Origin of the sequence: Photobacterium angustum, assembly GCF_003026365.1 — a bacterium.
GTDB classification, from domain to species: Bacteria; Pseudomonadota; Gammaproteobacteria; order Enterobacterales; family Vibrionaceae; genus Photobacterium; species Photobacterium angustum.
In genome coordinates this window covers 16,106-41,564 of record NZ_PYOM01000028.1, presented here as the reverse complement: position 1 = coordinate 41,564, position 25,459 = coordinate 16,106, and the positions used below count along the sequence as shown (strand labels likewise).

General features: G+C 40.4%; 19 protein-coding genes, 1 pseudogene and 1 CRISPR repeat array. Of the genes and pseudogenes, 4 read left to right on the top strand and 16 right to left on the bottom strand.

Features of this window, described 5'->3' with window-relative positions; genetic code table 11:
- Nucleotides 1–65: 65 nt before the first annotated feature.
- Together CTN01_RS21335 and CTN01_RS21330 are read left to right on the top strand one after the other, a co-directional pair.
- Nucleotides 66–1,310, top strand: a complete 1,245-nt coding sequence (locus tag CTN01_RS21335; RefSeq protein ID WP_170096480.1) for an AAA family ATPase — start codon at nt 66–68, stop codon at nt 1,308–1,310.
- A 2-nt stretch (nt 1,311–1,312) separates the two neighbouring features.
- Nucleotides 1,313–1,969 carry an HNH endonuclease family protein gene (locus CTN01_RS21330; RefSeq protein WP_045149200.1) on the top strand — a complete coding sequence of 219 codons (657 nt, stop codon included), beginning with the start codon at nt 1,313–1,315 and terminating at the stop codon, nt 1,967–1,969.
- 218 nt (nt 1,970–2,187) lie between these two features.
- On the opposite strand, the gene CTN01_RS22845 is transcribed toward CTN01_RS21330, so the two are convergent.
- Nucleotides 2,188–2,334, bottom strand: a complete 147-nt coding sequence (locus tag CTN01_RS22845; RefSeq protein WP_155395456.1) for a hypothetical protein — start codon at nt 2,332–2,334, stop codon at nt 2,188–2,190.
- Nucleotides 2,335–3,149: 815 nt separating this feature from the next.
- Entirely contained in the window at nt 3,150–6,767 is a 3,618-nt protein-coding gene (locus tag CTN01_RS21325) for an Ig-like domain-containing protein (protein ID WP_107342211.1), read from the bottom strand.
- A gap of 176 nt (nt 6,768–6,943) precedes the next feature.
- Between CTN01_RS21325 and CTN01_RS23275 the strand changes: the two genes are divergently transcribed.
- Nucleotides 6,944–7,117: a DUF6444 domain-containing protein gene (locus tag CTN01_RS23275; protein WP_155395455.1), complete on the top strand. Its 174-nt coding sequence runs from the start codon at nt 6,944–6,946 to the stop codon at nt 7,115–7,117.
- A gap of 847 nt (nt 7,118–7,964) precedes the next feature.
- On the opposite strand, the pseudogene CTN01_RS21315 reads toward CTN01_RS23275, so the two are convergent.
- The 6 genes and pseudogenes from CTN01_RS21315 to CTN01_RS21290 all read right to left on the bottom strand — a co-directional run bounded on the left by CTN01_RS21315 (nt 7,965) and on the right by CTN01_RS21290 (nt 12,540).
- Nucleotides 7,965–8,400 (bottom strand): annotated as a pseudogene (locus CTN01_RS21315) (DDE-type integrase/transposase/recombinase).
- A 196-nt stretch (nt 8,401–8,596) separates the two neighbouring features.
- Nucleotides 8,597–9,505 carry a helix-turn-helix transcriptional regulator gene (locus tag CTN01_RS21305; protein WP_107342209.1) on the bottom strand — a complete coding sequence of 303 codons (909 nt, stop codon included), beginning with the start codon at nt 9,503–9,505 and terminating at the stop codon, nt 8,597–8,599.
- A 1,030-nt stretch (nt 9,506–10,535) separates the two neighbouring features.
- Nucleotides 10,536–11,078 carry a chorismate mutase gene (locus tag CTN01_RS21300; protein WP_052666647.1) on the bottom strand — a complete coding sequence of 181 codons (543 nt, stop codon included), beginning with the start codon at nt 11,076–11,078 and terminating at the stop codon, nt 10,536–10,538.
- Between the two features lie 146 nt (nt 11,079–11,224).
- Nucleotides 11,225–11,494 carry a hypothetical protein gene (locus tag CTN01_RS22935; RefSeq protein ID WP_211317088.1) on the bottom strand — a complete coding sequence of 90 codons (270 nt, stop codon included), beginning with the start codon at nt 11,492–11,494 and terminating at the stop codon, nt 11,225–11,227.
- 26 nt (nt 11,495–11,520) lie between these two features.
- Entirely contained in the window at nt 11,521–11,802 is a 282-nt protein-coding gene (locus CTN01_RS22930) for a hypothetical protein (RefSeq protein ID WP_208598941.1), read from the bottom strand.
- 24 nt (nt 11,803–11,826) lie between these two features.
- A complete protein-coding gene (locus tag CTN01_RS21290) occupies nt 11,827–12,540 on the bottom strand; it encodes a hypothetical protein (RefSeq protein ID WP_146150439.1) in 714 nt (237 codons plus the stop codon).
- A gap of 317 nt (nt 12,541–12,857) precedes the next feature.
- On the opposite strand from CTN01_RS21290, the gene CTN01_RS21285 reads away from it, so the two are divergent.
- Nucleotides 12,858–13,289 carry a hypothetical protein gene (locus tag CTN01_RS21285; protein WP_045083578.1) on the top strand — a complete coding sequence of 144 codons (432 nt, stop codon included), beginning with the start codon at nt 12,858–12,860 and terminating at the stop codon, nt 13,287–13,289.
- Nucleotides 13,290–13,997: 708 nt separating this feature from the next.
- Here the strand turns inward: CTN01_RS21285 and CTN01_RS21280 are convergent.
- The 8 genes from CTN01_RS21280 to casA all read right to left on the bottom strand — a co-directional run bounded on the left by CTN01_RS21280 (nt 13,998) and on the right by casA (nt 25,450).
- Nucleotides 13,998–14,813 carry a GIY-YIG nuclease family protein gene (locus CTN01_RS21280; RefSeq protein WP_045149194.1) on the bottom strand — a complete coding sequence of 272 codons (816 nt, stop codon included), beginning with the start codon at nt 14,811–14,813 and terminating at the stop codon, nt 13,998–14,000.
- A 628-nt stretch (nt 14,814–15,441) separates the two neighbouring features.
- Nucleotides 15,442–19,503: direct repeats of the CRISPR family, unit length 29 nt; unit sequence CGGTTTATCCCCGAGGGTGCGGGGAACAC.
- A gap of 75 nt (nt 19,504–19,578) precedes the next feature.
- Nucleotides 19,579–19,878: a type I-E CRISPR-associated endoribonuclease Cas2e gene (gene cas2e / locus CTN01_RS21275; protein ID WP_045083576.1), complete on the bottom strand. Its 300-nt coding sequence runs from the start codon at nt 19,876–19,878 to the stop codon at nt 19,579–19,581.
- 3 nt (nt 19,879–19,881) lie between these two features.
- Entirely contained in the window at nt 19,882–20,802 is a 921-nt protein-coding gene (cas1e, locus tag CTN01_RS21270; RefSeq protein WP_045150554.1) for a type I-E CRISPR-associated endonuclease Cas1e, read from the bottom strand.
- Entirely contained in the window at nt 20,802–21,464 is a 663-nt protein-coding gene (gene cas6e, locus CTN01_RS21265; RefSeq protein WP_045150559.1) for a type I-E CRISPR-associated protein Cas6/Cse3/CasE, read from the bottom strand. Before cas6e ends, cas1e begins: the two co-directional genes overlap by 1 nt.
- A 4-nt stretch (nt 21,465–21,468) precedes the next feature.
- A complete protein-coding gene (gene cas5e, locus CTN01_RS21260; RefSeq protein WP_045150555.1) occupies nt 21,469–22,227 on the bottom strand; it encodes a type I-E CRISPR-associated protein Cas5/CasD in 759 nt (252 codons plus the stop codon).
- A 9-nt stretch (nt 22,228–22,236) separates the two neighbouring features.
- A complete protein-coding gene (gene cas7e, locus CTN01_RS21255) occupies nt 22,237–23,271 on the bottom strand; it encodes a type I-E CRISPR-associated protein Cas7/Cse4/CasC (RefSeq protein WP_045150556.1) in 1,035 nt (344 codons plus the stop codon).
- Between the two features lie 33 nt (nt 23,272–23,304).
- A complete protein-coding gene (gene casB, locus CTN01_RS21250; RefSeq protein ID WP_045137455.1) occupies nt 23,305–23,856 on the bottom strand; it encodes a type I-E CRISPR-associated protein Cse2/CasB in 552 nt (183 codons plus the stop codon).
- Complete coding sequence (gene casA, locus CTN01_RS21245; RefSeq protein ID WP_045130498.1) at nt 23,846–25,450, bottom strand: type I-E CRISPR-associated protein Cse1/CasA; 1,605 nt, start codon at nt 25,448–25,450, stop codon at nt 23,846–23,848. The genes casB and casA overlap by 11 nt, the downstream gene beginning before the upstream one ends.
- Nucleotides 25,451–25,459 lie beyond the last annotated feature (9 nt).

The following is a 25,459-nucleotide window of genomic DNA, read 5'->3' as shown; positions in this document are numbered from 1 at the left end:
CTATTATGCAACGAAAGTACTCAAATCCAGTATTGATAGTTAAAAAATGTATACAAGGAAATAGAATGAATAAATACGTCGAGAAGATCTATGGTGTAGTACCAAACACCAATAAAGAAATCGACATTAAGCTTAATGGACGAAACCTCATTATCACGGGAAGCAACGGTTCTGGTAAGACTTGCTTGTTGCGTGAGTTTAATCGTAAAACAGACTTACTGATTGCCCAGAAGAAAATTGCAGATCGAGAAAGCATTGAAACAAGCATTCAGTATTACGAAAAATCTTTGAAAACTAGTCAAAAGGGAACATCTCAATATGAGAGAGATCAAAATAACCTTGAAAGATATAAGAAACAAATAGATGAAATCAATTTTGGTTTAACTATTGCCTTCACAGACTATCTCAGTTTTTCATCTAAACTAGATGATCGTAGAGCTGTACTACGTTTATTTGAAGCACAGCGGAAATCCGAGATTTCTTCCGCAAATACAGCTAGGGGGCTTGAAACAGAGAAAGCTCTAGTACAAAATCAGAAAAAAAATCAGCAAAAAAATCAGCAACTTGGTAATAACCTTGAGCAACACCTTGTTAATCTACGTAACCGTCGTTCTTTGGCTATTACAGAAGATAAAAATTATAGTCTAGCTGATAAAATCGACCATTGGTTTGCAGAATTTGAGGAAGACCTTAGACAATTATTAGAAGATAATACCGCTAAATTGAATTTTAACTCCGATACTCTGAAATTTACCATTTTTCAAGACAGTAAACCTGAATATACTTTTCAGTCGCTCTCCTCTGGCTACAAAGCGATCTTCGATATTTATGCAGACCTGTTGATGCGTACCGAGTACTTCGATATAACACCAAAAGAGCTAACCGGTATCGTCTTCATTGATGAGATTGACGCGCATTTGCATGTCTCTTTGCAGCGTTTGATTTTTCCATTCTTCACTAAGTCTTTTCCGAATATTCAGTTTATCGTTACAACGCACTCTCCGTTCGTTTTGATGTCTGCCCAAGATACAATCATCTTCGACCTGACCAAAAATGAACAGATTGATGAAGACATTTCTCTATATTCACATACTTCGGTGATTAAAGGGCTTTTAGGTACGAAAACAACTTCCGCTCGTCTTGAAGAGTACGTTAACGAGATCGCAACTATCGTTAACACGGATAATGTTAATTATGAACGCCTAGAAGTACTTGTACGTAAATTACGAAGCGTTGAAAATACTCTAGACAGTCAGTCTAAAGCATTCTACCTCATGGGAGAAAATGCTCTCTTGGATAAGGAGCAGTAAAGATGTTCAAGGTAGAAAGAACTGGTGACGCTCCTGTGTGCCTTGCAAACAATGAGTATAACAACCCCGAAGTAGTTGAACGCCTCTATGATATATTTCATGGTAAGTGTTATCTGTGTGAACAAGCCGATTTGGATGCTCCTGAGATCGAACATTTCGAGCCGCATATGGGGGACGATACGTTAAAGTATAATTGGGAGAACTTGTATTACTCGTGCGCTCGTTGCAACAGTATAAAAGGCACCCGACACCGCAACTTACTTGATTGTTGCTCGAGTGAAATAAATGTTGTGCGGGCTATTAAACGTAAACCGCCCACAATGCCCGATAGTGACATGGAAATTACTGCCGTTATTGAAGAGCCGCGAGTTCAAAATACAGTTGAACTACTAGAAAGGTGCTTTAACGAAGACAATACAGCTTTGCGCGGTATTACTCGTTCTAACCTTTCTGAAAATCTCTTTAAGCACTACACCAAGCTTCTAAGCCACAGACTCGTCATCGTCAACAGGGAGTCAACAGACCGAGATATTCAAGATGCAGTGGAACGTATTGAAATTATGCTGCGAGATACTTATGAGTTTTCGGCTTTCTGGCGATGGTGTGTAATGGAAGATCGGAAGTTGCGAGAAAAGCTGGAACATGCTTTAAATTTTTAAAGATTTAATGCTTAACTGGCTGAAATAAAAACATGGGACGGTTCAGAAAATTAAAAGGCTCAGGGCTATGCTGGTAAAAAATAGGTTTAGGAAATTTACATAGAATTTTATGCAAAATTAAAGTGAATCAGTAGACTAATCTAATCAACGGCGCAGGGAGAGTGCTTGTTGCCTTTGATATTTTCGCTAAATTTTCGACAACCTCATCATAAAGAATATTATGCTAAATTAGTTGAAGTATTACCTTTTACTAACTCATTTCTGTCCACAAATGAGTTAGATACTTTGCTAACTCGTTTGTGATCACCAAGCGATTCTGTCGTATCGTAATTACCAAGCAACTCCATCACAACCCACTTCATCAATACCAACAAACTTCCCTATAAAATTACATAACATTAGTTATGTCCGCAAAAAGACAGGTCTTACATTTCAAATTACCGTAAAGATAAAAGTATATTAGATGACTAAAAAAGAGTTATCGTCTGTGAGCAACAAATGAATTTGAGAATAATACTCATCATGTTTTCACATAAAATATTGAGCCAACTTACATTTTATAAATTATCTTTACCTCACTCAATTTGAACAATCAAATAAGCACTAAGTTTTATATTGTCATATATATAATTATTGGTGGTAAAGTAGAACTCACAGAAAGATGCAAAGCCACATTAAAAGAAATAGTTACGTTTTCTTTTTCAAAACATTGATATAAAAACATTTAAGAGTAATTCACAATGGATAGCTTGTTCATTCCATCGTGGGGTTGTTTACGGTGGTATAGTTAAGTTTATGGTAGCGTTGCTCACCTTTATAGAGGTATGTGGATGAATTAGAAAAAGTATTGTGAGTGAAAGCTTATTTAGTATTTAACTAATCACTGTTTTTCATAAATTATGTTAACAATTTCAAACCTAAAAGCCTTGACAGTTTGAACTTATATTACAATAAAATTTACCATGAATATTGTGGTTCATCCCCGTGGATACGGGAAGCACATAGACTATCATCCGCATATCCTATCATATCACGGTTCAAGGTAAGGAATCTCAATAATTCCTTACCTTCAAGGCGCGTAGAGGACTTTCACCTCCTAGGTTGACACCATGCTCGGCGTACAAAAAAAGCCACTACTTTTCAGTGGTGGCTTTGACTCATCGATGTTGTTCTATCCAAATTAACGAGGATCAAGTCCTAGCTTTTGTAGTACCAGTTTGAAGTTATCACGGCGCTCTTCCACGTTATGAACGTCACCAGTCGAACACGTCAAATCAGGACAACCACGGTTAACGATGCCTGAAACGTTATCAATAAATTGAGAGCCTTGTAAACCGCTATCAACGTACTTCTTCAGCTCGTTGTAGTAGTTCCAGTCTGCGTATTGGCCGCCTTCATCGTTATACGCCTGCACTGATGATACCCAGTAGAATAGACCGGCAATCCATTTGATCTCTCTGTTTTCTTCCGAGCTACAAATCAGACCAGGGTTCGAACAGAAGTCCAACTCTGCGTATAGCGGATTCTCTGGTGGCGCTTCAACCGTTACGCCATCAATCGTCTTACCGATCGTCGATGGATCAACGTGTGAACGACCCAGGTAGTGGTTAAGCGTACCGAAGTTCTGACGACCTGTGGTTTGGATAACACCACGGCCCCACCAGCCACAACCTTCAACACTTTCTTGGCTGCTACCGTCCCAAACAAATTTACCCGCTTTTTGGCCAACGTAAGTTCTACACTCGTCACGCTCCCATACTTGCTTAGACGTATCGACGCTTTCAGGTACTTCGTTACAGTGAGGAGCGCTGTGCGTCCAACGACCAACAGCACCATTTACCAGTAGACCACGCTCTTCAAGCACAGCATCCGGAGCAGCAAATACTGGAGCTGGTGCACCGTACCATTTCGCATGCGTCAGCGCGCTTACTTCCATCTTGTTATCACGTGGACACGAGTACGCGTGATCCAGATCAGACACTGGGTTTACACCATAATCTGCGTATTTCTGACCAAGTTGACCACAACTTGCCGTCATTGGGTAATCCGTTGGCGCGCCATATTTCGCTTGTGACCAGTTGTTTTCATCACAAGCGTTGTAACGAACAGTCTCTTGCATACTTTGTGCAAGGAATGCAGCAATCGCGACTTTCGCGTATTTGATGTTGGTAGCGTCATCGACTTCGTCATCCATCAACCAGAACTTGTTACCCGCCACACCAATGTTGTGCATAGCGTTCAAGCCATCGAGGAAGTCATTCCACTTGTAAACCGTTGACGGAACCCACTGAGATTGCGGCGTTTCGTATAGGAAGGCTTCATTATCCATAACGCTTTCAGCGTTAGCTAAATCTTGGTTTAGCGCCTCAATACGAGTCAACGAACCTTTCTCTAGCTCTTCACCCACGTAGTAAAGTGGTACTTTCGCCGTTTGGTACACTTCAATCTTGCTGGTTAATGCTTTAGAGTCTTGATCAAACATCAATGCAAACACGTTACTGTAAGCCGCTTTGCGAATTTGCTGCTCGCTTTGCGTATTGCCCATGAAGTAATTCGCCGCTTGCGTAGTCGACATGTTTGCCAGAATTGCAGGTGCTTCAACGTAATCTGTTACCTGTTTTACGTATTCAAGTGCGTTGTGCCACTGCTCGCTAGTTAGCGCAGCCGTCTCGCTCGATTTAGTGAAGGCAACAAAGTCCGCTTTATTTGCAGAATCCGCTTTGTATAGTTCGAAGCTATTAAGCAAATCAGCAGAGAAGAGAGACGCTTCATCCCATACTGATTGACGACCAGAATGCGTATCGTAAGCGAATTCACCAATGCTTAATGACCAACCAAATGTCGCTTGAGGTGCAAGTGTGGTGAAGATCAAGTTGTGAGCCTGTGCCCAACCTTTTACATCATCATTCAGTGCGTTGATCGCATCGATATCGATATTACTACCTGTAATATCGATAGCGTTTGTCAGTGCTTGCTTGACCGCTACCGCACCCAATGATGCACCTTTGTCTTGTGTTGCAAGATCCAGAACATCCGATTGAATAACGATAGATGCTGAGCCTGCGTTCTCTGCCTGCTCTAGGACAGAAACAAACGCACGTGTTAGCTGTTCTAAGTCTGCTAACGCATCAGCGCTGCTTGTCTCGATCGTCAATGTGCTTGGTGTTTGAGTTGATGGGCTCGCTACAACAAATGTATTTGGCCAACCAGCAACTTCAAGGCGAACTGGGTCCATTGGGTTGCGTAATGATAGCGCTGGTGCCGTACCCGGCTCTGTGCCATCACAGTTCAAGTGCAGTGCCCATGAGGCGTCGCTACCCGGAACAGTTTGCGTCCAGTAAACCGCTGAGTAAGCAACGTTATTGTGAACCATAATGTCGCCACCAGTTGCGTGGGTACCACGAGTCCAATCTGGGTAAACATTGAAGTCAGCACACATGCCACTCGGAGGCGTTGAGGTATCAACTTCTTCCACTGTGATTTTCACACGTGCAGTCGCCGTTAGATTTTGAGCATCGGTCGCTACCGCTTCTAACGTAACATCACCTACTTGAGATGCCGTCCAGTTACAAGAGTACTGACTTGCCGTAGACGCGTTAAACTCACAAATTTGCTGGTTGTTTGCTTTCACAATAACACGAGACAAATCATCATCTTTATCCGTTGCACGAACAGAGATCGATACCAACTCGTCTTTTTCAAACTTAGAACCGTTTGCAGGAGAAGAGAAGCTCACTTCAGGGCTAACAAAGCTTGGTGCAGCTTCTACTGTCACTGCGATGCTGTTCTGCTCAACCGTTTGACCGTTTTGATCTAGTACCACCACTTTTAGCGTTGCGTTGCCAACTTCGCTTGGTGTCCAAGATTGCGAATAAAAATTTTGATTAGCTGTGACACTACGCTGGCCTAGCTTGCGATCGTTTGCCCAAAATTCTAGGGTCGAGATCAACTCACCATCAACGCGTGCAGTAATTGTCGTCGCTTGTTCAATAGTCAGTTTTTGACCTTGTGTTGGTGCAACAAACGTCAGTTCATGTACTTCAGGTTCCAGTGGCGGCTCAACTTGCTTCTCTTTAACTGTGATGCCCACAGCTTGCTCTTGTGTTAGACCTGAAGTGTCTTCCACAATCGCTTTAATCGTGTGTGCACCCACGCCAACTGATATCCAGTTTGCTTGGAAAGGTGCCAGTGTTGCACGAGCAACTTGAACGTTATCGACAAAGAAAGTCACCGCTTTAACGCTGGTATTTGTCGCTATTGCGTTTGCTAGCATAGCAACCGCTTGGCCTTCTTCAAACTCAGCACCGCTTACTGGTGACGCTAACTGAAGAGAAATCTCCGGCTCACCCACTTCACCATCATCAGCAATCAAACGGATTGTGTTTTGCAGTAAAGCTAGCTCCAATACGTCACTCACACCAAATGTTAACTCGATGCTTTCACCAGCTGGAAGTTGTGACTTAACCCAATTACCGCTATCAAAGGAAAGGGCAAGAGTGTTTTCGAATAGGCTCCCTTTCGCATTGCTTGTGAATGCCATGCCTGGGTAGCTAACGCTTGTAGCAGCCCAAGAAGGCGTAGACATAGTTAGATTTGAATCAAACAAAATCTTGGCATCACGCAATTCTATTGGCTGATAACCATCGTTTTTCAGGGTTACTTTGTACGTGTTCCACCATTGGCTTTCAGCGCCAACAATAGCGGCATCGGTTACGACTCCAGCTTGTGCAGCGGGCAGTCCCATTCCGATTACGAGCGCTAGAGCACTTGGCATGAAGTTTAGTATATTTTTATTCATAATTTTATCAAAAAGGAATTTAAATGAGGCATTTATATCATTATATTTCATTGGCTTGCAGGGCATTCGTCTATTCGTAAGTGTTCAATAAGCCTATTGACACAAGAAGTGTGCCCTTGCTCACTTGATCCCACTTTTGCTATTAAGTGATCCTTTTAGGAAGTCACCATGGTTTCATGATTAGAAAAAAAACACCTAAATATAAAGAAGCACCACCTAAAGCCTCAGAAGCTAAGGTGCTTATTTATGAACTTTGGGAACAGCTCCAACATAATGAAGATAAGCTAACCACTAGCTCCAAAAACTATTCAAAATCGCCCTTATCAGACAGCCCTAAAAAAACGCCATGAGCGAAAAAAGATGAGATCTCTGGTGGTCGCAATTCGAGAGGAGCTAAAAAATGCCATACAGGGCATCACCGAAAACTCTCACCACTGAAAGAAAAAGATGTTGTTATCGATTGTTTTCCTGAAGCATGCCCTTGTTGTGATCAGTCTGATATTGATGTTCATGTTGAGCCTCAGGGCAAGATCTCACATAATTTGTAGGGTTTGGTTGGATATTGAGCAGGTTTGTTTCTGTTCGCTTACGTCAAAGAATTAAATATTCTCTCAGATCAAGCATCAATAATTTTTCTATAACTTACTAGGCGCTCTCTATCGGCTTTGATTAATTTTCTTTTTATCGTTTTCAGCTATTTCTCATAGTCTTCTAAAATCTCAATACACTTTCTCGCCCATGCGCCTTCTGCATCCGAGCCTACCGTTACCCTTGGTCGTGGTGGTAGTCATTTATGGGTGATCTTCTTCATCTCTTTTTGCTCTAAATCACCGGCGGATTTTTAGAAAACACTATGTTTAGCTGAATATATTTTTTCTTCACTTTAGTCACTTTATCTTTAAAGTGAATTACATCAAATTCGTTTTTCTTGGTCAGCTCAGTGGCCAACTTAAAATTATTCGCAAACTGGATGACGGTCTTATACTTCGTTGCTGATAATTTATTACATTGCTCTAAGTCTAAATAAATCATCCAGCCCCCTCTTGGCTGACAGGTTTAGATGATGCCGTCATTTGCAACAAGGTATACAGCTTACTGGCAGGTTTGGTGAGCTTTCAGTTACAGCACTGTCTAAACGGGTAAAGTAACGCTGTAAAAACCGACTTGTTGCAAATAATTAGAGATGGCATTTACTATCTAGTAAATGGACTTAAAGATTACTTCATTGAAAAGACGATTCATGAAGGAGGATCTCTCCCGCACAAGAGTTTGACGTTAATCATGACGTAACCAAAAATCAGATTGGCCTTTGTTCAACATCCGTAATAATTCAAATCCCTGAATTGTTGGCCATGCAAGTTTTTGTGTTTTAAATCCACCGGTGGCGACAATGAGTTTCTTAATAGGTGCATGATCTGATTCAATGCTATTGTTGAGAAACTTCACTTGACGATACTTAACATCCTTTTGCAGCAATCCTCGTTTTTTCAATAGAGCGATCCACAGAAATTCCTCGTTTCTCCAACATGTCGCTAATATTTGCATAGCTCATCGGTGTCGAACCATACCAACGAAGACACCAAAGGATGATTTCAGGGGCAAAATGTTTCCATTTAAATTCTTGATTGACCATTGTCTACCATCCTTAAGGATCATATGAATATATGAGGTCACTACGAATTTTTTGCAACAAGCCCCTAAGATGGCCCGTGATGATTATGAAACTCGCCATAAACGTCAAAGGCAAGGCATTGCGAAAGCAAAAGGTAAGTATCGCGGTCGGCGTGTGAATGAAGCACTGCATCAAGACATTTTGCAACAAGCCCGTCTTAATTATCTTTTATATGTTCATGGGTAAATGGTACCAAAGAAGAAACTACCTTATATGCTAGAACGCTTTCTGTACTAATTTTTAGCCGAATATAACGATAGTTTTTTCCAAACATTTTTATACCACCAAACGCAGTAGATGGACCCTTAAATATGAATTCGCACTCTGGATTTCGTTCATGAATAGAATATGCTTCTTGATTATGGCAGTTAGTTTCTAACAATTTTATTTTTTTGTTTTGTCTTATAATATCTAAAGCCTTTGAGACTATAGCTTTTCTTGGTGCAGATAACAGACTAAAACCTGAAATAATATATAAAGTTAAGCTTTTATCATTATTTTTTTGAGGTTGAATAAATTCACAATTAGATAATTTTCTGGGCGCATGTCCTGAAGTGAGTGTTGACGTATCTAAGAAACCGTAAAGAAGGTGGCCAATCATTTCTCCATACTTATCAAAAAAAATATCCAGTTTTAGATTAGGCATTTGAAAATCAGACAAACATGTATCAAGCCCTAAATAATCATTGTGGAATACCATCAAGTTATGACAAATAACTGGTTCGTTAGTCAGTGAATCATAGTGCTTTATTGTAAACTCAGTCTTTTGGTAATTATACGGGTTGTGGTTTCTTTGAATAGATAATTCAAAATCTTTTTTTTCCTTTGATGGTACTTTTGTTTTTAGATCTATCAAGGATGCGATATCTTGTCCTAAAGCCCGAGCAATGAGTATCTGTTTTGATAGTATAGGTTTGGTAGTTCCACGCTCCCAGCGGCTATATGTCGTTAAATCGAGTCTTGATAACTTGCTCTCTGAATTTATAAGTATATTTACAGCTTCCTGCTGTGTTATTTGAAGCTTGCTTCTTGTGTTTTTTAAAAAAATTGAAAATTCTTTTGTCATAAAAAGCTTTTCTGTTTTAAATGTGAACAATATATACTAAATAAATATAATATTTAACATCCTGACTTGCAAATTAAATTACGCTTCCACTTGGCGTAATTTAAATGATTATTTATTTTAATCATACCAAATTGATATGCACCATATTGAAATAGCATTGGCAATAATGCCACTCTATCATGTAAAAAGGCGATATTAATCAATCAAGAATAGAATATATTTAATATATAGAATCTAAAACGAACTGATACATGGTAACGTCCAAACAAAAAACCGATACATATAGCTAAGGAAAAGGCTGCCAATTGGCAGCCTTAGCTTATATCAAAAAAACCGCGATTCGGTCTATATAAAATACCAGCCTCACACCTTGAGAGCTGCGCGGAATTTCACCAAATTTCAGAACGATATAAATTAGCATTTTTTTATCCTTATTTTATTACTATCTTATATTTATCAGATCCATTAAAAATGATGCCCAAACAGCCATAAAATCCATATTTAACATATTCAAAATGAGACGATCCGATACAAGTGAGCGTCTAGATACAAAAAGACGCCCCGATAGGCGATCTTCTAATATCAACTTTCGTTTTAAAGACCAAATAATTCATCTCTTAAAGTAATTCCTGAATTAAAAATAGTTGACTATACCGTCACCTATTTTCTTATATTTAAATTAATAGAATATTATTTTAATAGAATTAATAATGTATAGTAATAATAAAGTCACATGTGAGAATTGTAATTTAATTTTCAAAACTTGGTGCGAAGCACCAGTAGATATAAGAAGTAAATCTTAATGTCATAATTGCAATACTCTAAACGATATAATTAGCCCTTCTGCATGGTTAGATAAACACATTGAATCAGATTCAGTAAAAATGACGATTTTTTAACATGTTAAATATAAAGCGATCCGATATAGATACGCTGTAACGTCCAGATATAAAAAGACCGCCTCTATTGGCGGTCATTTAACAGTAAAGCTATTTATATGAACGAACTAAGTATGGTTACGTTAAATTTACTAGATCTTTAACTTAACCTGTTTTAATGCATTAAATATCAATAGCTTATCACTTTCTTTTAGGTGTGGATTTGTCACTATCTTTTGAAAAGATTCGTATTGGCGATCAGAAAAAGTTCGACCAGAACTTAAATATTCATAAATATTTTCATTAATTTCATCTCCAAGTCTTAATAACTCAGGACGAACTACCGCCTTAAGGTCTCTAGCAATGAACGCATTCTGACTGTTAGATCTGCTTAGTAAGTCAGCTCTTACTCGATACTGAATTGCTTTTGCTGATGAAATCAGGGAGCTTAAAAACATTTGAGAGCTTTTAACTTCCAGACCAAACTTCTCACTTGTAGAAGCTGATTTTTTTAATACTAAATCTTCTCTTTCCAGATCCTCAATGGGAAGATGATGGTTAGCTTTGTATATAGCTACGTCAGACATAAAACTCATACGATCATTGATTTTCTTAAAAATATCATGAGGTAATTCATCTGCATGAGAAGGCAAAACAAAAGCGGCAAGTAAAAATCTCAAAATTATTTTTTTCATTTAAATCTCTAATATAAAATTTTATTGAGTTTGAATAATTGTAAATAAAAACGTAATAAAAAATAATCTTTCTAGAATTTAATCGTTTGAACAATAAACATCTAAAACGCCTCAATATACGATAATCCCAGATACCACTAAGGTCGTTATATTTTAATTTCAGATATAGCTAATAGAATTTTGTAGTGATTTTTCCACTGACCTTCTACCTTTAAATCTTCAAAAGATATTTTCTGAAAATACGTCAAATGGCTTACATACTTTTGAGGTAATTGATTAGGCCATAAATCATATGCTTGAAATTTTTCATTACTTTCAGTCCATAGATCACAAAGTACTATTGAATATCGAGTTCGAATGGATGATTTACATGTTAAGTTTTTCTCTACTAATTCAATCGTTTTTTGAGAAAACATTCGCTCTACATCATTGGCTATGCTTACTAGTTTAGATTTACGGATGTTAACCGTTTAGATTCAATTAATATTGTTATTGATTCGAAAAATATAACGGCGTCAATATGTTTTCCGTTATTTAAACAAATAGGTGCTTCAAACCATGAAATACAAGACTCACCGAGAACGCGTTCAAAAGCTAGAACTAAATTATTTGTAAGTTTTCTTTCTGTAAAACCTGTACTACTATGAGCTGGATAGTAGTTTGATAAAATTTTCATATATCGCTGCTTAATTTCATCACCAATATATTTAAATTGTTCTTTCATTAGTCCTGCCTTTTTCGGCTCTATTTATGAAAAACTTCTATTAATTAGGCATATAACTGGATATCTAGCATGATCATCAACATCTTTTATAACTAACTTATCTGATACTCTGGTTATTGTTTTTTTTGAACCTAACCAAAATCGATTTTGAGCACCTATATCAGATATGAAAGATAATGATGATAAAATACCTCTATATTGTGAAAATAGAGCAACCGTTGAATTAACATTAATCGACTGACATATTGTGTCAATATCTAATGAAGAAAACCTAGCTAAAGAACCGTTCTCATTAAAAGGAATAATAATATCATTATCTTCGATACGACCTGTTTTTTTAAATAGTATAGCTTCAGGAATAAAGAAATCCGATTTATTATTAATATGTCTAAGCAAGAATTCATCATAACCAATAGAAAGCAATAATTTTCGGACAGAAGAAATATTACTTCCTTTGAGAGGCCCCACATAGACTCTATACCCTTCTCTATATGGTTGCATAGCCATTGGATACTGGATAGATTTTTGTATTAATTTAATATTATCTAATACATCACTTTTACTTCTCTCTGTATATAATATTTGAAGATAATAGTCATCTGAAGTTTTATGTTTTATTTTTATAGAAAATGATAAATCAGGATGTAACATTACGATATTAATGCCGTCCTTAGCGAAAGAAACTGATGAGATAAAAAATAAAAATGCAGCTGTAAAATAGATAAAGAAAAACTTCATAATAACCATAATGTTTTAAAATCATATTTTTTAAAAATTTCAAATCTCGATTCCATTATATACCTAGCTTATTAAAGGAGGTTAAAAAACATTAATATAAAATTAATATCATGATAATAATCAAAAAAGCCAAGCTTATAAAGATGGCATTCCTTTTTAATAAAAGAATAAAATGCCAATTGATACCCCGCCCATTCTATGTTTATTTGGTGTAACTCTTTTTAATACAATAAAAATTAAAAAGATAGATTTACTCAAAAATGAAGCGTTCAACCACAAGACATCACTTTTTAACTTACGTTTACAGAGGTTAATAAATGTTTAAAAATTTATTCATACCACTCTTATCATTGGCATCTCCCGCTTATGCTGATTGTTATGTGCCAGATAGCTTGAATGGATTAACCATCATTAGTGTTGTAGATCCACTCTATAGCACAATAAACCCAAACTCCGGAGATATGTATGAAATCACTTATACTGAAGAAACTTATACCGCTAAAGTATTGAATTCAAATGAACCTGATTACGTTGGTAAATATCATTATAAGCGAATTGGTGAAATAAATGATGGAACAGGCTTATTTACTGGTATAGAAGAGTTACCAGTTGAAAAGCCTAGTCATACGATACTATTTAAGTGTATGACCAACGATTCAGGAATAGCTGTTTTTACTCAATTACCAGGTGAACATGAGGAAAAACTAAGGCAGAACACTACTAAATATAACATTATATCGCGTAGATAATCACACAGTTTCACCAGATAAACCTATGTTCTGAATAAAGTAGCGAACAGTAAAGCAGCTACTTGGTAGAAAGTAAATCGTAGAAGATCTTCCTTCTGAGAACCACAAATTGAGTAAGTGATATAGAGTTAAGATAATGAGCATTTCAGAAATCCCAATGATTAGAAACTATCAACGTTAATACATTTAGGCCAGAAAGCAACGAGAAAGAAGTTGGGCAATGCTCTTTCGTAAACATCGAGCTCTCCTCAGAAAAGTGGGTATCTAAAATGACCGTCCATCGTGGCGGTCATTTATGGGAACTAACGCACAGATACCACGGAACGTCCAGGTTGAGATTGTAAGCGAACGAGAATCCTAAAAAGGTCAATAAATAGATATTAATTCTATGATTAATTAATATCTTAAACGTACTCCCTGTAAAAATTATTAGATTTATCAGTTAGGAAATACCAATATCGGTTATCACTTCCTAATTTTTATAATCTAAAGTATTCAGTATCATGATTATAAGGATTATTATATTTATATATAGCAAATAAAAAGAATCCAAAATCACGTTAATACGATAAGAATGAATATTTGTTCTAAACAGCCTTAGGGTAATTATGTGCTAGCAATAAAGCTAACTCAAACATACTTTGTTTAGAGTGATAGGTACTAAAAATAGAAAGGATAACACCGCCTTGAAGCATTTATTGAGAGCCGCTAATTGCCGTTATAGCCATGTTCTTTACTACACAGAACTGCTTTCCAATATTGCTCACGAGCAATGATCGAGTTTTTATCTGCATGGTTGTCTGCGATTTCCAACACGGAGTATTGAAAATTATTTGAGTAGTCGCTGCCCTTTTTGCCAAGCAGAGCAATAAGCTCTGTATTTCCACCATGACCATTTACTGCGTATTCACTCCAACGCTGCCAAATGCCACCTTCTCCTATAGCACTCCCTACATACAGTTTTCCTGTAAATCTATCGGTAATGAGGTAAATGCCTGAAACAGAGGCTAATGCAAACTTCCAAGATTCAACTTGTTGGGCAACGATAATATCAAGGTGTTCTTTACTAACTAATGCGTGCTGATAGCCTGAAAATTCATTGACCACCATTTTCTTTGGCCGAATCTCCGACACTGATATATTTTCCGCCCAATTTTCAGCTAAAAGATAAGACTGTCTACCAGAGCGCTTAAAATTCACAATTAATCTACCAGATAGGTCCATTGTTTCTTCAACTTCTTCAGTTGTATAGTAATTATACTGCTCTTTGTCTAGGTACTTACAACTTGAAGAACGATAACAGCCAGCAAAAAGCCATCTATCTGTTCCAGATAGTTGAATCAGTGAAACAATGAACTCTCTTTCGAAGTTACGCTTAGATTGCCAGCGTTGCCATTCTTCAAATTTTCCAGCTAAGAAAACATCAAGTGGATTATCTTTTCCGTTCCATACAGCCAAGTGAATTTTGCAATTTACATCGTTTATCTCTGGGAGTTTCAGAGAAATAGTCTCAAATAATTTCATATTTATTCGTCATAGTCCTACAGCTCAATGGGCACTTAACAACCTTGCAAATAAGTATTCTAACTTTCACGTAAAAGAATACACTTAAGGCTTAAACCAACACGCTATTGAATTAGAAAAGAAATAGAACAAAATTAAGTTATTTAATATTAGTTATTTATGAATGTTAATTTTGTATAAGCTCTCATAAAATTTGAGCTTTAAAGCCATTTATCTTCTTATTTTGTTCAACACTTTATGAGTGCTTTTTACACACAAAAAATTATAAGACTTCAACCTAAAACATCTAATCAAAACCCCGATATTTAATGGGTAAATTTAGTTAGTTTATCCCCGTGGATAAAGGGAACGCTTCCGCCTCGCTTTTATTTGTTACGCTTTTTGCGGTTCATCCCCGTGAAGACAGGGAACACATGATGAATTTTATCCTGTTTATAAAGTCATGAGGTTTATCCCCGAGGATACGGGGAACACCCAGCCGATTTGGATAGAAGTTTTATTTGCATAGGTTCATCCCCGTAGGCACGGGGAACACACTGAAGCCTCAATCAAGCTGATTCCTGGTAAGGGTTCATCCCCGAAAATACGGGGAACACATAAATCGGAATCATAGAAGAGTATAAAATCCCGGTTTATCCCCGAGGGTGCGGGGAACACCGAATGCCATATTTTTGGCATAACATAAGACACGGTTTATCCCCGAGGGTGCGGGGAACACGTTTGATGATATCAAATTATCACAATTATTTAAGGTTTATCCCCGAGGGTGCGGGGAACACTTAGGAAATTGCAAATATCATCTGGCAATCCACGGTTTATCCCCGAGGGTGCGGGGAACACGCTTGAAGAAAAAGAGTTCATGGAACGATTTGCGGTTTATCCCCGAGGGTGCGGGGAACACGTATTTCCTGCAGTTCAAACAGGTTATGTTCGCACGGTTTATCCCCGAGGGTGCGGGGAACACTATACGCCAGGGTAAGCGTTATACCGTCTATTCGGTTTATCCCCGAGGGTGCGGGGAACACTTCAAGCTCGCCAAGTTCTTCTGTTGCGCGCGTGGTTTATCCCCGAGGGTGCGGGGAACACTCAACGAATGGTTGATTATCCACAATTGAAACCGGTTTATCCCCGAGGGTGCGGGGAACACTTAGGGGTGTTATAACCAGCAATAGCACGGAGCGGTTTATCCCCGAGGGTGCGGGGAACACGTTTTATAATCGCGACCGTTGTATCGTAACGGCGGTTTATCCCCGAGGGTGCGGGGAACACACGATAAATATCAGATTGATGGTTTACTGGTACGGTTTATCCCCGAGGGTGCGGGGAACACTGGGTCGCACATCAATGGAGTGTGGCCTATTACGGTTTATCCCCGAGGGTGCGGGGAACACATATAGTGGGCGATACCTGGCGTTTTTAATGCCGGTTTATCCCCGAGGGTGCGGGGAACACACTTATGAATGAGTGGGCGTTTAACTACATAGCGGTTTATCCCCGAGGGTGCGGGGAACACATCATTTTCTCTGATGCAAATGTCATGAATAACGGTTTATCCCCGAGGGTGCGGGGAACACACATACAAACGGGCAAGGTGATGCTGCCAATGCGGTTTATCCCCGAGGGTGCGGGGAACACTTTATAAGCTGTGTTTTGCTCGCCAGCAAATCCGGTTTATCCCCGAGGGTGCGGGGAACACGCACTGCATTCTATTCGATTATCACCGCATGACCGGTTTATCCCCGAGGGTGCGGGGAACACTTATCCTCGTAACTCTTTATCACTCTGTAAAGCGGTTTATCCCCGAGGGTGCGGGGAACACCAGCATAGTCTCATAATCCGTGATAAAAACATCGGTTTATCCCCGAGGGTGCGGGGAACACGTTTTCAACAGTGAATTTTGAACCTTTAACCCCGGTTTATCCCCGAGGGTGCGGGGAACACTTTTGCAGCAATAGATTCAATCGTGTCACCGACGGTTTATCCCCGAGGGTGCGGGGAACACTCTAATAAGCCAATATCACCCACGGCAATTGACGGTTTATCCCCGAGGGTGCGGGGAACACCTAGCTATTTGAGTCGTCAACTCTTGCAGGTTCGGTTTATCCCCGAGGGTGCGGGGAACACTCGTGGGATGCTTTTGTACTTATGCAGTAAACCGGTTTATCCCCGAGGGTGCGGGGAACACATAACGCAAACAATGCTCTTCAAGAGTTACCTGCGGTTTATCCCCGAGGGTGCGGGGAACACTTCCAGTCAGCTATTTGACTAATGTGGCGTTACGGTTTATCCCCGAGGGTGCGGGGAACACTTATTATAAATTAGCGATTTTTATTTTGATAGCGGTTTATCCCCGAGGGTGCGGGGAACACACAGCAACGCCAGCACGTACCGACGGTTACGGCGGTTTATCCCCGAGGGTGCGGGGAACACAGTACAGCGCTGTACGCGTCTTGAATACTACACGGTTTATCCCCGAGGGTGCGGGGAACACATGACTCTGGCTATGTTGTATGCCCGTAACTACGGTTTATCCCCGAGGGTGCGGGGAACACATAGCAGCCTTGCTACTGACGAGGATGGGGAGCGGTTTATCCCCGAGGGTGCGGGGAACACTCTTCGCCCGTTCTGTTTTCTATTCCGTACATCGGTTTATCCCCGAGGGTGCGGGGAACACTTCATAGCCTCAATTAGCTTTGTTCTTTCCGACGGTTTATCCCCGAGGGTGCGGGGAACACTATTGCAACAACTAAATTCAATTATTTTAAATCGGTTTATCCCCGAGGGTGCGGGGAACACCGATCATTTGTCGTCATTTTAACTTTATCAACCGGTTTATCCCCGAGGGTGCGGGGAACACTACATCGAAGAAAGCCGGACTACACCTGAAAACGGTTTATCCCCGAGGGTGCGGGGAACACTCAATTTGGTGGTCCCGGTATTGCCGCACTCCCGGTTTATCCCCGAGGGTGCGGGGAACACGACGGTAATTGCATATGGAAAATGCCTAAAAACGGTTTATCCCCGAGGGTGCGGGGAACACTTTAGCGATCAGAATATCGGTACGTCAACGTGCGGTTTATCCCCGAGGGTGCGGGGAACACTCATGGAACTGAGTAATAAAACGACTAAAGAACGGTTTATCCCCGAGGGTGCGGGGAACACACATCACTAGCCTGTTCTAATGGTGATGAGTCCGGTTTATCCCCGAGGGTGCGGGGAACACATTCAAAACAATCATCCATGAACATTAATGTTCGGTTTATCCCCGAGGGTGCGGGGAACACTTTAGTCATAGATGAATTTAAATTACGACATGCGGTTTATCCCCGAGGGTGCGGGGAACACTCACCTTATCAGTTCTTGGCTGTCCGTCTGACCGGTTTATCCCCGAGGGTGCGGGGAACACTTAAGGCCGCTGTCTTACCAGTACGAGCGGGACCGGTTTATCCCCGAGGGTGCGGGGAACACACCAGCCACGCGATCGGACAATTTTGGTATTACGGTTTATCCCCGAGGGTGCGGGGAACACGACAACCCTGTAAATAGGCCGTTGTTTTCTCGCGGTTTATCCCCGAGGGTGCGGGGAACACTTCAAGTTTGCAGTATCGGTTGGCTCTACTGGCGGTTTATCCCCGAGGGTGCGGGGAACACATACATCATTAAAATATGATGGAGTGAAAGGTCGGTTTATCCCCGAGGGTGCGGGGAACACTGAAGCTCTGCGCCTTCAATTGTCTCACCAAGCGGTTTATCCCCGAGGGTGCGGGGAACACATATCAAGGTATTCGTCCTCAATATGTTTACGCGGTTTATCCCCGAGGGTGCGGGGAACACCATTTCACGCATCTGGTACTGCATAGATGAGGCGGTTTATCCCCGAGGGTGCGGGGAACACTCTTAATGAATAATAGGTGAGTAAATGACAGACGGTTTATCCCCGAGGGTGCGGGGAACACACAGGACGTGTTAAAAGCGTGGTCGAATAGACCGGTTTATCCCCGAGGGTGCGGGGAACACTCTGGATATTCAGCAACTGTTGCAGCTGCCATCGGTTTATCCCCGAGGGTGCGGGGAACACCAGCATCCTTTTTATTATAATAATTATTAATGCGGTTTATCCCCGAGGGTGCGGGGAACACTTTCCTTCGCCAACACGACACCAAGGAACATACGGTTTATCCCCGAGGGTGCGGGGAACACGGTTCCTGTTGATACAGCGTTAGGCCAAGTACCGGTTTATCCCCGAGGGTGCGGGGAACACGATAGAATCCAAATTTTTTGGCAATTCACGCACGGTTTATCCCCGAGGGTGCGGGGAACACGGTTTCGATGATGTTTTTAGTGCAATTAATTACGGTTTATCCCCGAGGGTGCGGGGAACACATTATAATGAATTATTATAATTTTACTGAAAACGGTTTATCCCCGAGGGTGCGGGGAACACTTATCAATTTCACTTTTGCATTCATTCATTTGCGGTTTATCCCCGAGGGTGCGGGGAACACGGTAGATAACATCGCTGGTGTATTGGTTCCTCACGGTTTATCCCCGAGGGTGCGGGGAACACGCTGAGCCTTCCCTCTTGGCGGCAATTTATCCCCGGTTTATCCCCGAGGGTGCGGGGAACACGTGTAAGTTTAATTACTGCAATGTCATCCGTACGGTTTATCCCCGAGGGTGCGGGGAACACTCTAAATACAATCTATTGATTTTAAGGGTAAATTACTACCATTGGAGATCTACCAACTTTTTAAAGAACATTTTTTCATTCAGTAATCATGTCTGCAGGTAAAAATTTCACTAAACGTAACCCGCCTAAATCAACGGGCTCTCGACGGTTTTTGCCATAAGTTTGGAAGTCAAAACCTGATTCGGTATTGGTTCCCCACGCCATTACAACATTGCCATCTTCAGCAAGGCATTCAATGTGTTCCCAGATCATTTCTCTGATTTTTCGAGAAACGTTCCCTATATATACACCTGCCCTAACTTCTAATAACCAAACTGCAAGACGTCCTCGTAATCGAGGCGGTACCACTTCAGTAACCACAACAAGCATACTCATAAACTATTTACTCCTATGGCCACTATCACCAATCGTAATTGGCTCTGGTATAGCAGGAGGCTGCGCATCTATATAAGGTTCAGGAGCTGTAATATCTCCCGCACTGAGTACTTCATCGATAAGTGGTATCAGTTTTTTCAGCGTCTGGTGTTTACGGAATTCTTCTCTACAGGCCATCCTCACTTGTCTATCAGGAGATAATGGCTGATATGAGGCAACTTTAAATGCAACTGGTACGACAGTTTCAAATTTAATGATGTCTGCAATATCATAGACAAAGGAAAGCGGCTTACCTGTATGTAAAAATCCAATAGCCGGAGCATAACCCGCAGCTAGAATAGCAGCTTCTGTGACACCATATAAGCAAGCTGTCGCCGCACTAATACATTGATTGATTACATCACCTTTATCCCAGTCTTTTGGTTCATAACGACGACCTTTCCATTTCACATCATATTGCAGAGCCATTTTTTGGTATGTTTTACGAACTCGTGCCCCTTCAATTCCTCGTAATTGGTCAACACTACGCCGAGCTGGAGCGACATCGCCAAAACGTAATTCAAACATTTTACGAACAACTTTTAAGCGCAAATCAGGGTCTAGCGCTAATTTAGCTTGATAAAGTAGCTTATCTGAACGAGCACCTCCAGGTTGACCAACGGAATAGACTCGAACGCCAGCCTCACCGACCCAAATTAATAATGTACCAGTGGTTGCAGCTAATTTTATCGCAGCATGACTAATGCGTGTTCCAGGCTCTAACAATAAACAAGAAATAGATCCCACAGGTATATGCATACGCTCGCCATTTACATCATCAATAACAACAAAAGCGCCATCTCTAACATCAATACGCCCCATTCCGACAAAGATCATTGAATTACGATCTTTAATAGGAATCGGTTTCAGTGGGATAAATGCCATCAAATACCTCGAATTAACATCAAACCGCAACCTAGTGCTTTTGCTCGCCCAAAACCTTGTTGATATTGAGTAAGGAATTTTTCAGGGCTCTGTATCGTCAAAATCCCTTGATAATCCACACTAGAAAATTGAATACGCTGCTTCGATTTTTTTTCACTTTGATGCTGGGTATACGCTTCAATATCAGGTACAGTATCAAAGCTAATCCCCCATCGCTCTGAACGTTTCGGATCACAAAGCCATTGTTGAGCTGCTTGCTGCATATAATGCGATAACATTTCTGCACCAACGTCTTGTTGTTTAGCTTGATACTTAGCATGCATCATCACATCATGACGCTTTTTAGTCGTATTATTCCAAACGGTTGGATTTGCACGTAATTTAAACGCTAAGCGTTGCCCTACTTTTAATTGTGGAGTAAACCGTTTAGTATGTTTTTGCCATTGCGCATTCGTTTCATCAGGAGCAACTCGCGATAATACCCAAAAAACTGGTAATCCATTTGGCATTAGCTCTTGTCGATAAATAAATTGGCGTTCTGACTGTTGATGAAATAATTGCCATAATAACTGGTGTGCTGCATAGGCATCATTACGTTGTAGCATTAGCAATGTTTCTGCTAACGTTGCCGACGGTGCAAGTGTTATTTTTGATAAATACATGCTGTTATTCATCCTCTAAAACCGGCAGCGTTACTTGATGCATAGTACGCTGGGTAAACTGCCACCGCTGACGATTGATAGGCTCATCCCATGGTTGAGTTGTGATCACTACATTATCGTCAATGTCACCCATTGCTGCTTTATCACCCGACCAATAGTAAGTCGCAACACGATGTTGACTAACACAGCCAAACCAATAACGATCGCTTTTTCCACTTCCCGTAATAGCAGGAAATGGCGCATCTAACGCTTGTTTTAATGAACATGGTTCTAAAATAGTTGGCATTAACGGTACCGCTGGCGGACACGATTTACGACCAAGGCACAACGGGTAAGTTGGCGTTAATAACGCTTGCTGTAGTTGTTTAAATGAAAACATAGCATCATTTGTCAGTGATACAGCAACAACCCAAATACCATCACAGCGATAATCACGATTTGATAACACTGTCGCTAATTTGCCCATATCAAGCTCTTGCTTACGAGTGTGATAGTGTACTTTATTATTGTTCGCAGCTACTTGCGTCGTGTGGTAATCTCGTAATAATGAACTTGATACCCATTGTTTGATCGAAAACTGTACACTTTTTTGCAGCATCGTCAGTGATGATTGATCATCACGTTTAATACCAAGCGCAGCACCTAATAACCCTAATAATGCTGAGCGCGATGGAATAACTCCGGTATGACGATCACCGCCAACAGCCGGTTGGCCCCAACTCGCCATTGCACCATAAAGTCGAAAGACTAAATAAGGTTGCATATTTGCTCCTTACTCAGTTACAAACTGACAAAGCTCAGCAAATGATCCTTTACCAATCATTGCATTAACTTCATAACGACTCTCAGCACAAGCACCATAAACTTTATCAAAATTAATAGCTTGCTTTGAAATAGCATCAATCGCTGCCGTTGCCATATCTTGATCATTAATTGGTTTTAAAAATGCTACTGATAATGAACGTGGTTGTTGCTGACCTTTTTCTGCCATGACGTAACTAGCATAAGCGCGTGACGCAAAACTATTTTGCTTACCCGTTGGTGAAACTTTCACTACCGCTTCAGTTAGAGCGGCAATCGCAGCGTTAGCAAGAGCTTCATCACCACTAAGGTTTTCAACTAACTGAGTTTTATTGATGCAGATATAGTTATAAAACAATGCAGATGCAAACCCTGCTTCGCCAATATGCGCCGAGCCTGAATCTGTTTTACCGTCGTTAAGATCATCAACAGCAGTAAAATAATCATCCTCAATAGTCACTTGATGGACACTGAGAGCATGTGCCACCTGACAAGCAGCATCAACATTAAACTCTGGTTCAGAGGCCAACATTCGACCAAATAAAGCAATATCAACGGCGGTTTGTTGTGATTTTAATGCTTTTAATTCATCCTTAGTTGGTACCCTATCTTCTTTTGCAATAACAGCAACTAACGATAACGCTAAATCTTTCTCTACAGGGCTAATATGTGCTAATTGCTCAATGTCTAAGCTATCTTTTTTCAATTTTCCAAACTGACCTGCAATTAATCTCGCCCATTCTGTCGCACTATTCTCTTTAACATTTAGAGTTATCAATGCATCAAATACAGTTTGTCCAAAACGTTTAGTACGAATACCTAGATTGCCAGCTATCGATTGTTCAAATAAGTCAGAAGTGCGCCAGTGACGTTTTTGACTTTGTGAGCTGACTCGTAAACGATCAAAGCCACCCATTTTTGCAGTTTTTGGACGACCTAAATCATCACGGTTTAAGTTAGATGGTGCGTAAGAGGTCAGTGTATGAAGCTGAATAAATTGGCTCATTATTGATGTTCTCATATAAATAAAATGAAATTCTTATTTTGCTGCGCGGTAATAGTCCATTGCCCATTTCACGCAAATACGATTTTTAGCTCGAACAAACTCTGAATGATGGTGTTCACTAAACCATTGTTTGATATCTTCCGCTAAAGTCAGTGGATCTACCTTCCCTTTCATTAACTTCAGCAAACGGCGCGAAGTACGCAATAATTCATCAGGCGTTTTTGCTGCTTGAAGCTGAGAAAATCGCATTTCACTGACTAATGATTTATCACTTTTTTTAATTTTTTTACCGGCAGCGATAGCTATCCCATCTTGATAACCTGGAGATACGTGAATTAAGGATGCAGCGATGACAGCCCAACACTCCATATCATTAGCAGAATAATTCTCTTGCTCTTGAAGACTTAGCCATAATGTGCAAAAAGCATCTTGCATTAATACCGCATCGACTGATTCAGCCCGCTTTAACTTTGCTTTATGACCACTTGGCGCAGACAGTAGATGCTTTTCTTTTAATTCGGCATCAGAAAGCACTAAACTTTGCCACCACCCCCTAAGTACTTTTTCTTCTGTGTTACTTAGCATGTTTAGTATCCTTAGCTGCTATAAGGTTATGATTATCGTTAAATGCTTTTATATTTTTACTGCCATATAGCCACCCCATTAATTTTCCTCTCGCATCCATACGTTTTGCCATTGAACGTACATCGCCTAAGTCATCTAAGGCATAATTATCAAATAACTGCTCACTTACGGATTGAATAGTATTGCGCCAGTATTTTGCTTGTTCTGAACTCAAAGCAGTTTGCTGTTGGTTGATATTATGAGCGATATGAGAAACCGTTAAATAAAACGCTTCTTCTGTTTTTTGCCAAAAATCCAGATCAATAAAACTGGTATCACCTTTGGCATCACTCGGCTTTTCAAACCATGCCGCTTTTATCTGGCTACGGGTTTGATAGAGTGCGTTATTAGCCAATTCTTGTAATTCTTTCGTCGCATTAATAATGTCATCATGACTTTCTGCTTCCACATTAAATAAAGGCATCATGGTGCTATACCATCCACGTGGTTTCATGTTGTCCATGTCATAGCCAAATACCCATAATTGGGGTTGTTCATGCCAGTTTCGTTTAGCAACATCGCTATAATGATCAACAACACGCGCACAAATATGACCATTACCGTCACAAGATAATGCCATTAGATCCCAGTTTTTATAGCTAATACCACCGGGTTGCCCTTTTTGGGAGAGATGATCTTCATTCGGCTTTTTGGGATTCCATTTATAGGGTGTAAACGGATGCGGATCCCAATTACCAACATAATTATTACCGTAATTCTTAGTGCGATAATGGCGTACACATTGCTTATTATTTTTACCACTTATCAAACATTGCAGAGGCTCATCAGCAATCACTAGGCGAATTCGTCGTGGCATCGCCCAATAAACCTGTAAAGGATGGACCCCTTCTGTTGATGGGTAAATTTCGCCGCTTTTTTTTATGCTTTCAATTGTCGGTGCTAGCCAAGGAAAAACACTTCCGTCATGGAAGTTAGGATCGTCATAACGCCATGTGTTGCGGTTAATGACATTGAGCCACAACTTATTCCATAAAGAACTTTGTTTATCACTCGGCATAATCAAGGTAGTTAATGGACCACCGCCACGTAAACCGACACGATGGCCAGAACCGCCAGCAGGTGCATTAATTTGTAACGTAAACAATGCCAGTGCCGCCATTGCTGGTGACATCACTTCACCTATGCCACGTTTAACAAAAAAATCGGTATTGTTTTTAATACCATTCGCGCCCGGCGCATCAATTAATAAGCCGCTTATTGGGCTCATTTCTTGCTGAGATAATGGATCATGATCTTGCATAAACAAGGGACCATCACCTGTTAACTCAAACGCATGTTCAATCGTATCAAAAGCGGTTTTTAGCTCATTTATTGTTGGTGGTTGTGCGTAATACTGGCGCCATTGCTTTTTATCTTTAGGTGCAAAAGCCGTTTGTAATATCCCTATCACCAATTGATAAGCTGCCCCCTGAAAATCAGCTCGAGGTAACGCAAAATCAACAATATCCGGATCTGTAATCGCCATTAATGATCGCCATTCTTGATCACCATTACGAAGTCGAAAGGGTAACCATGACGCATGAAGTAAATTCATTGTTTTCCT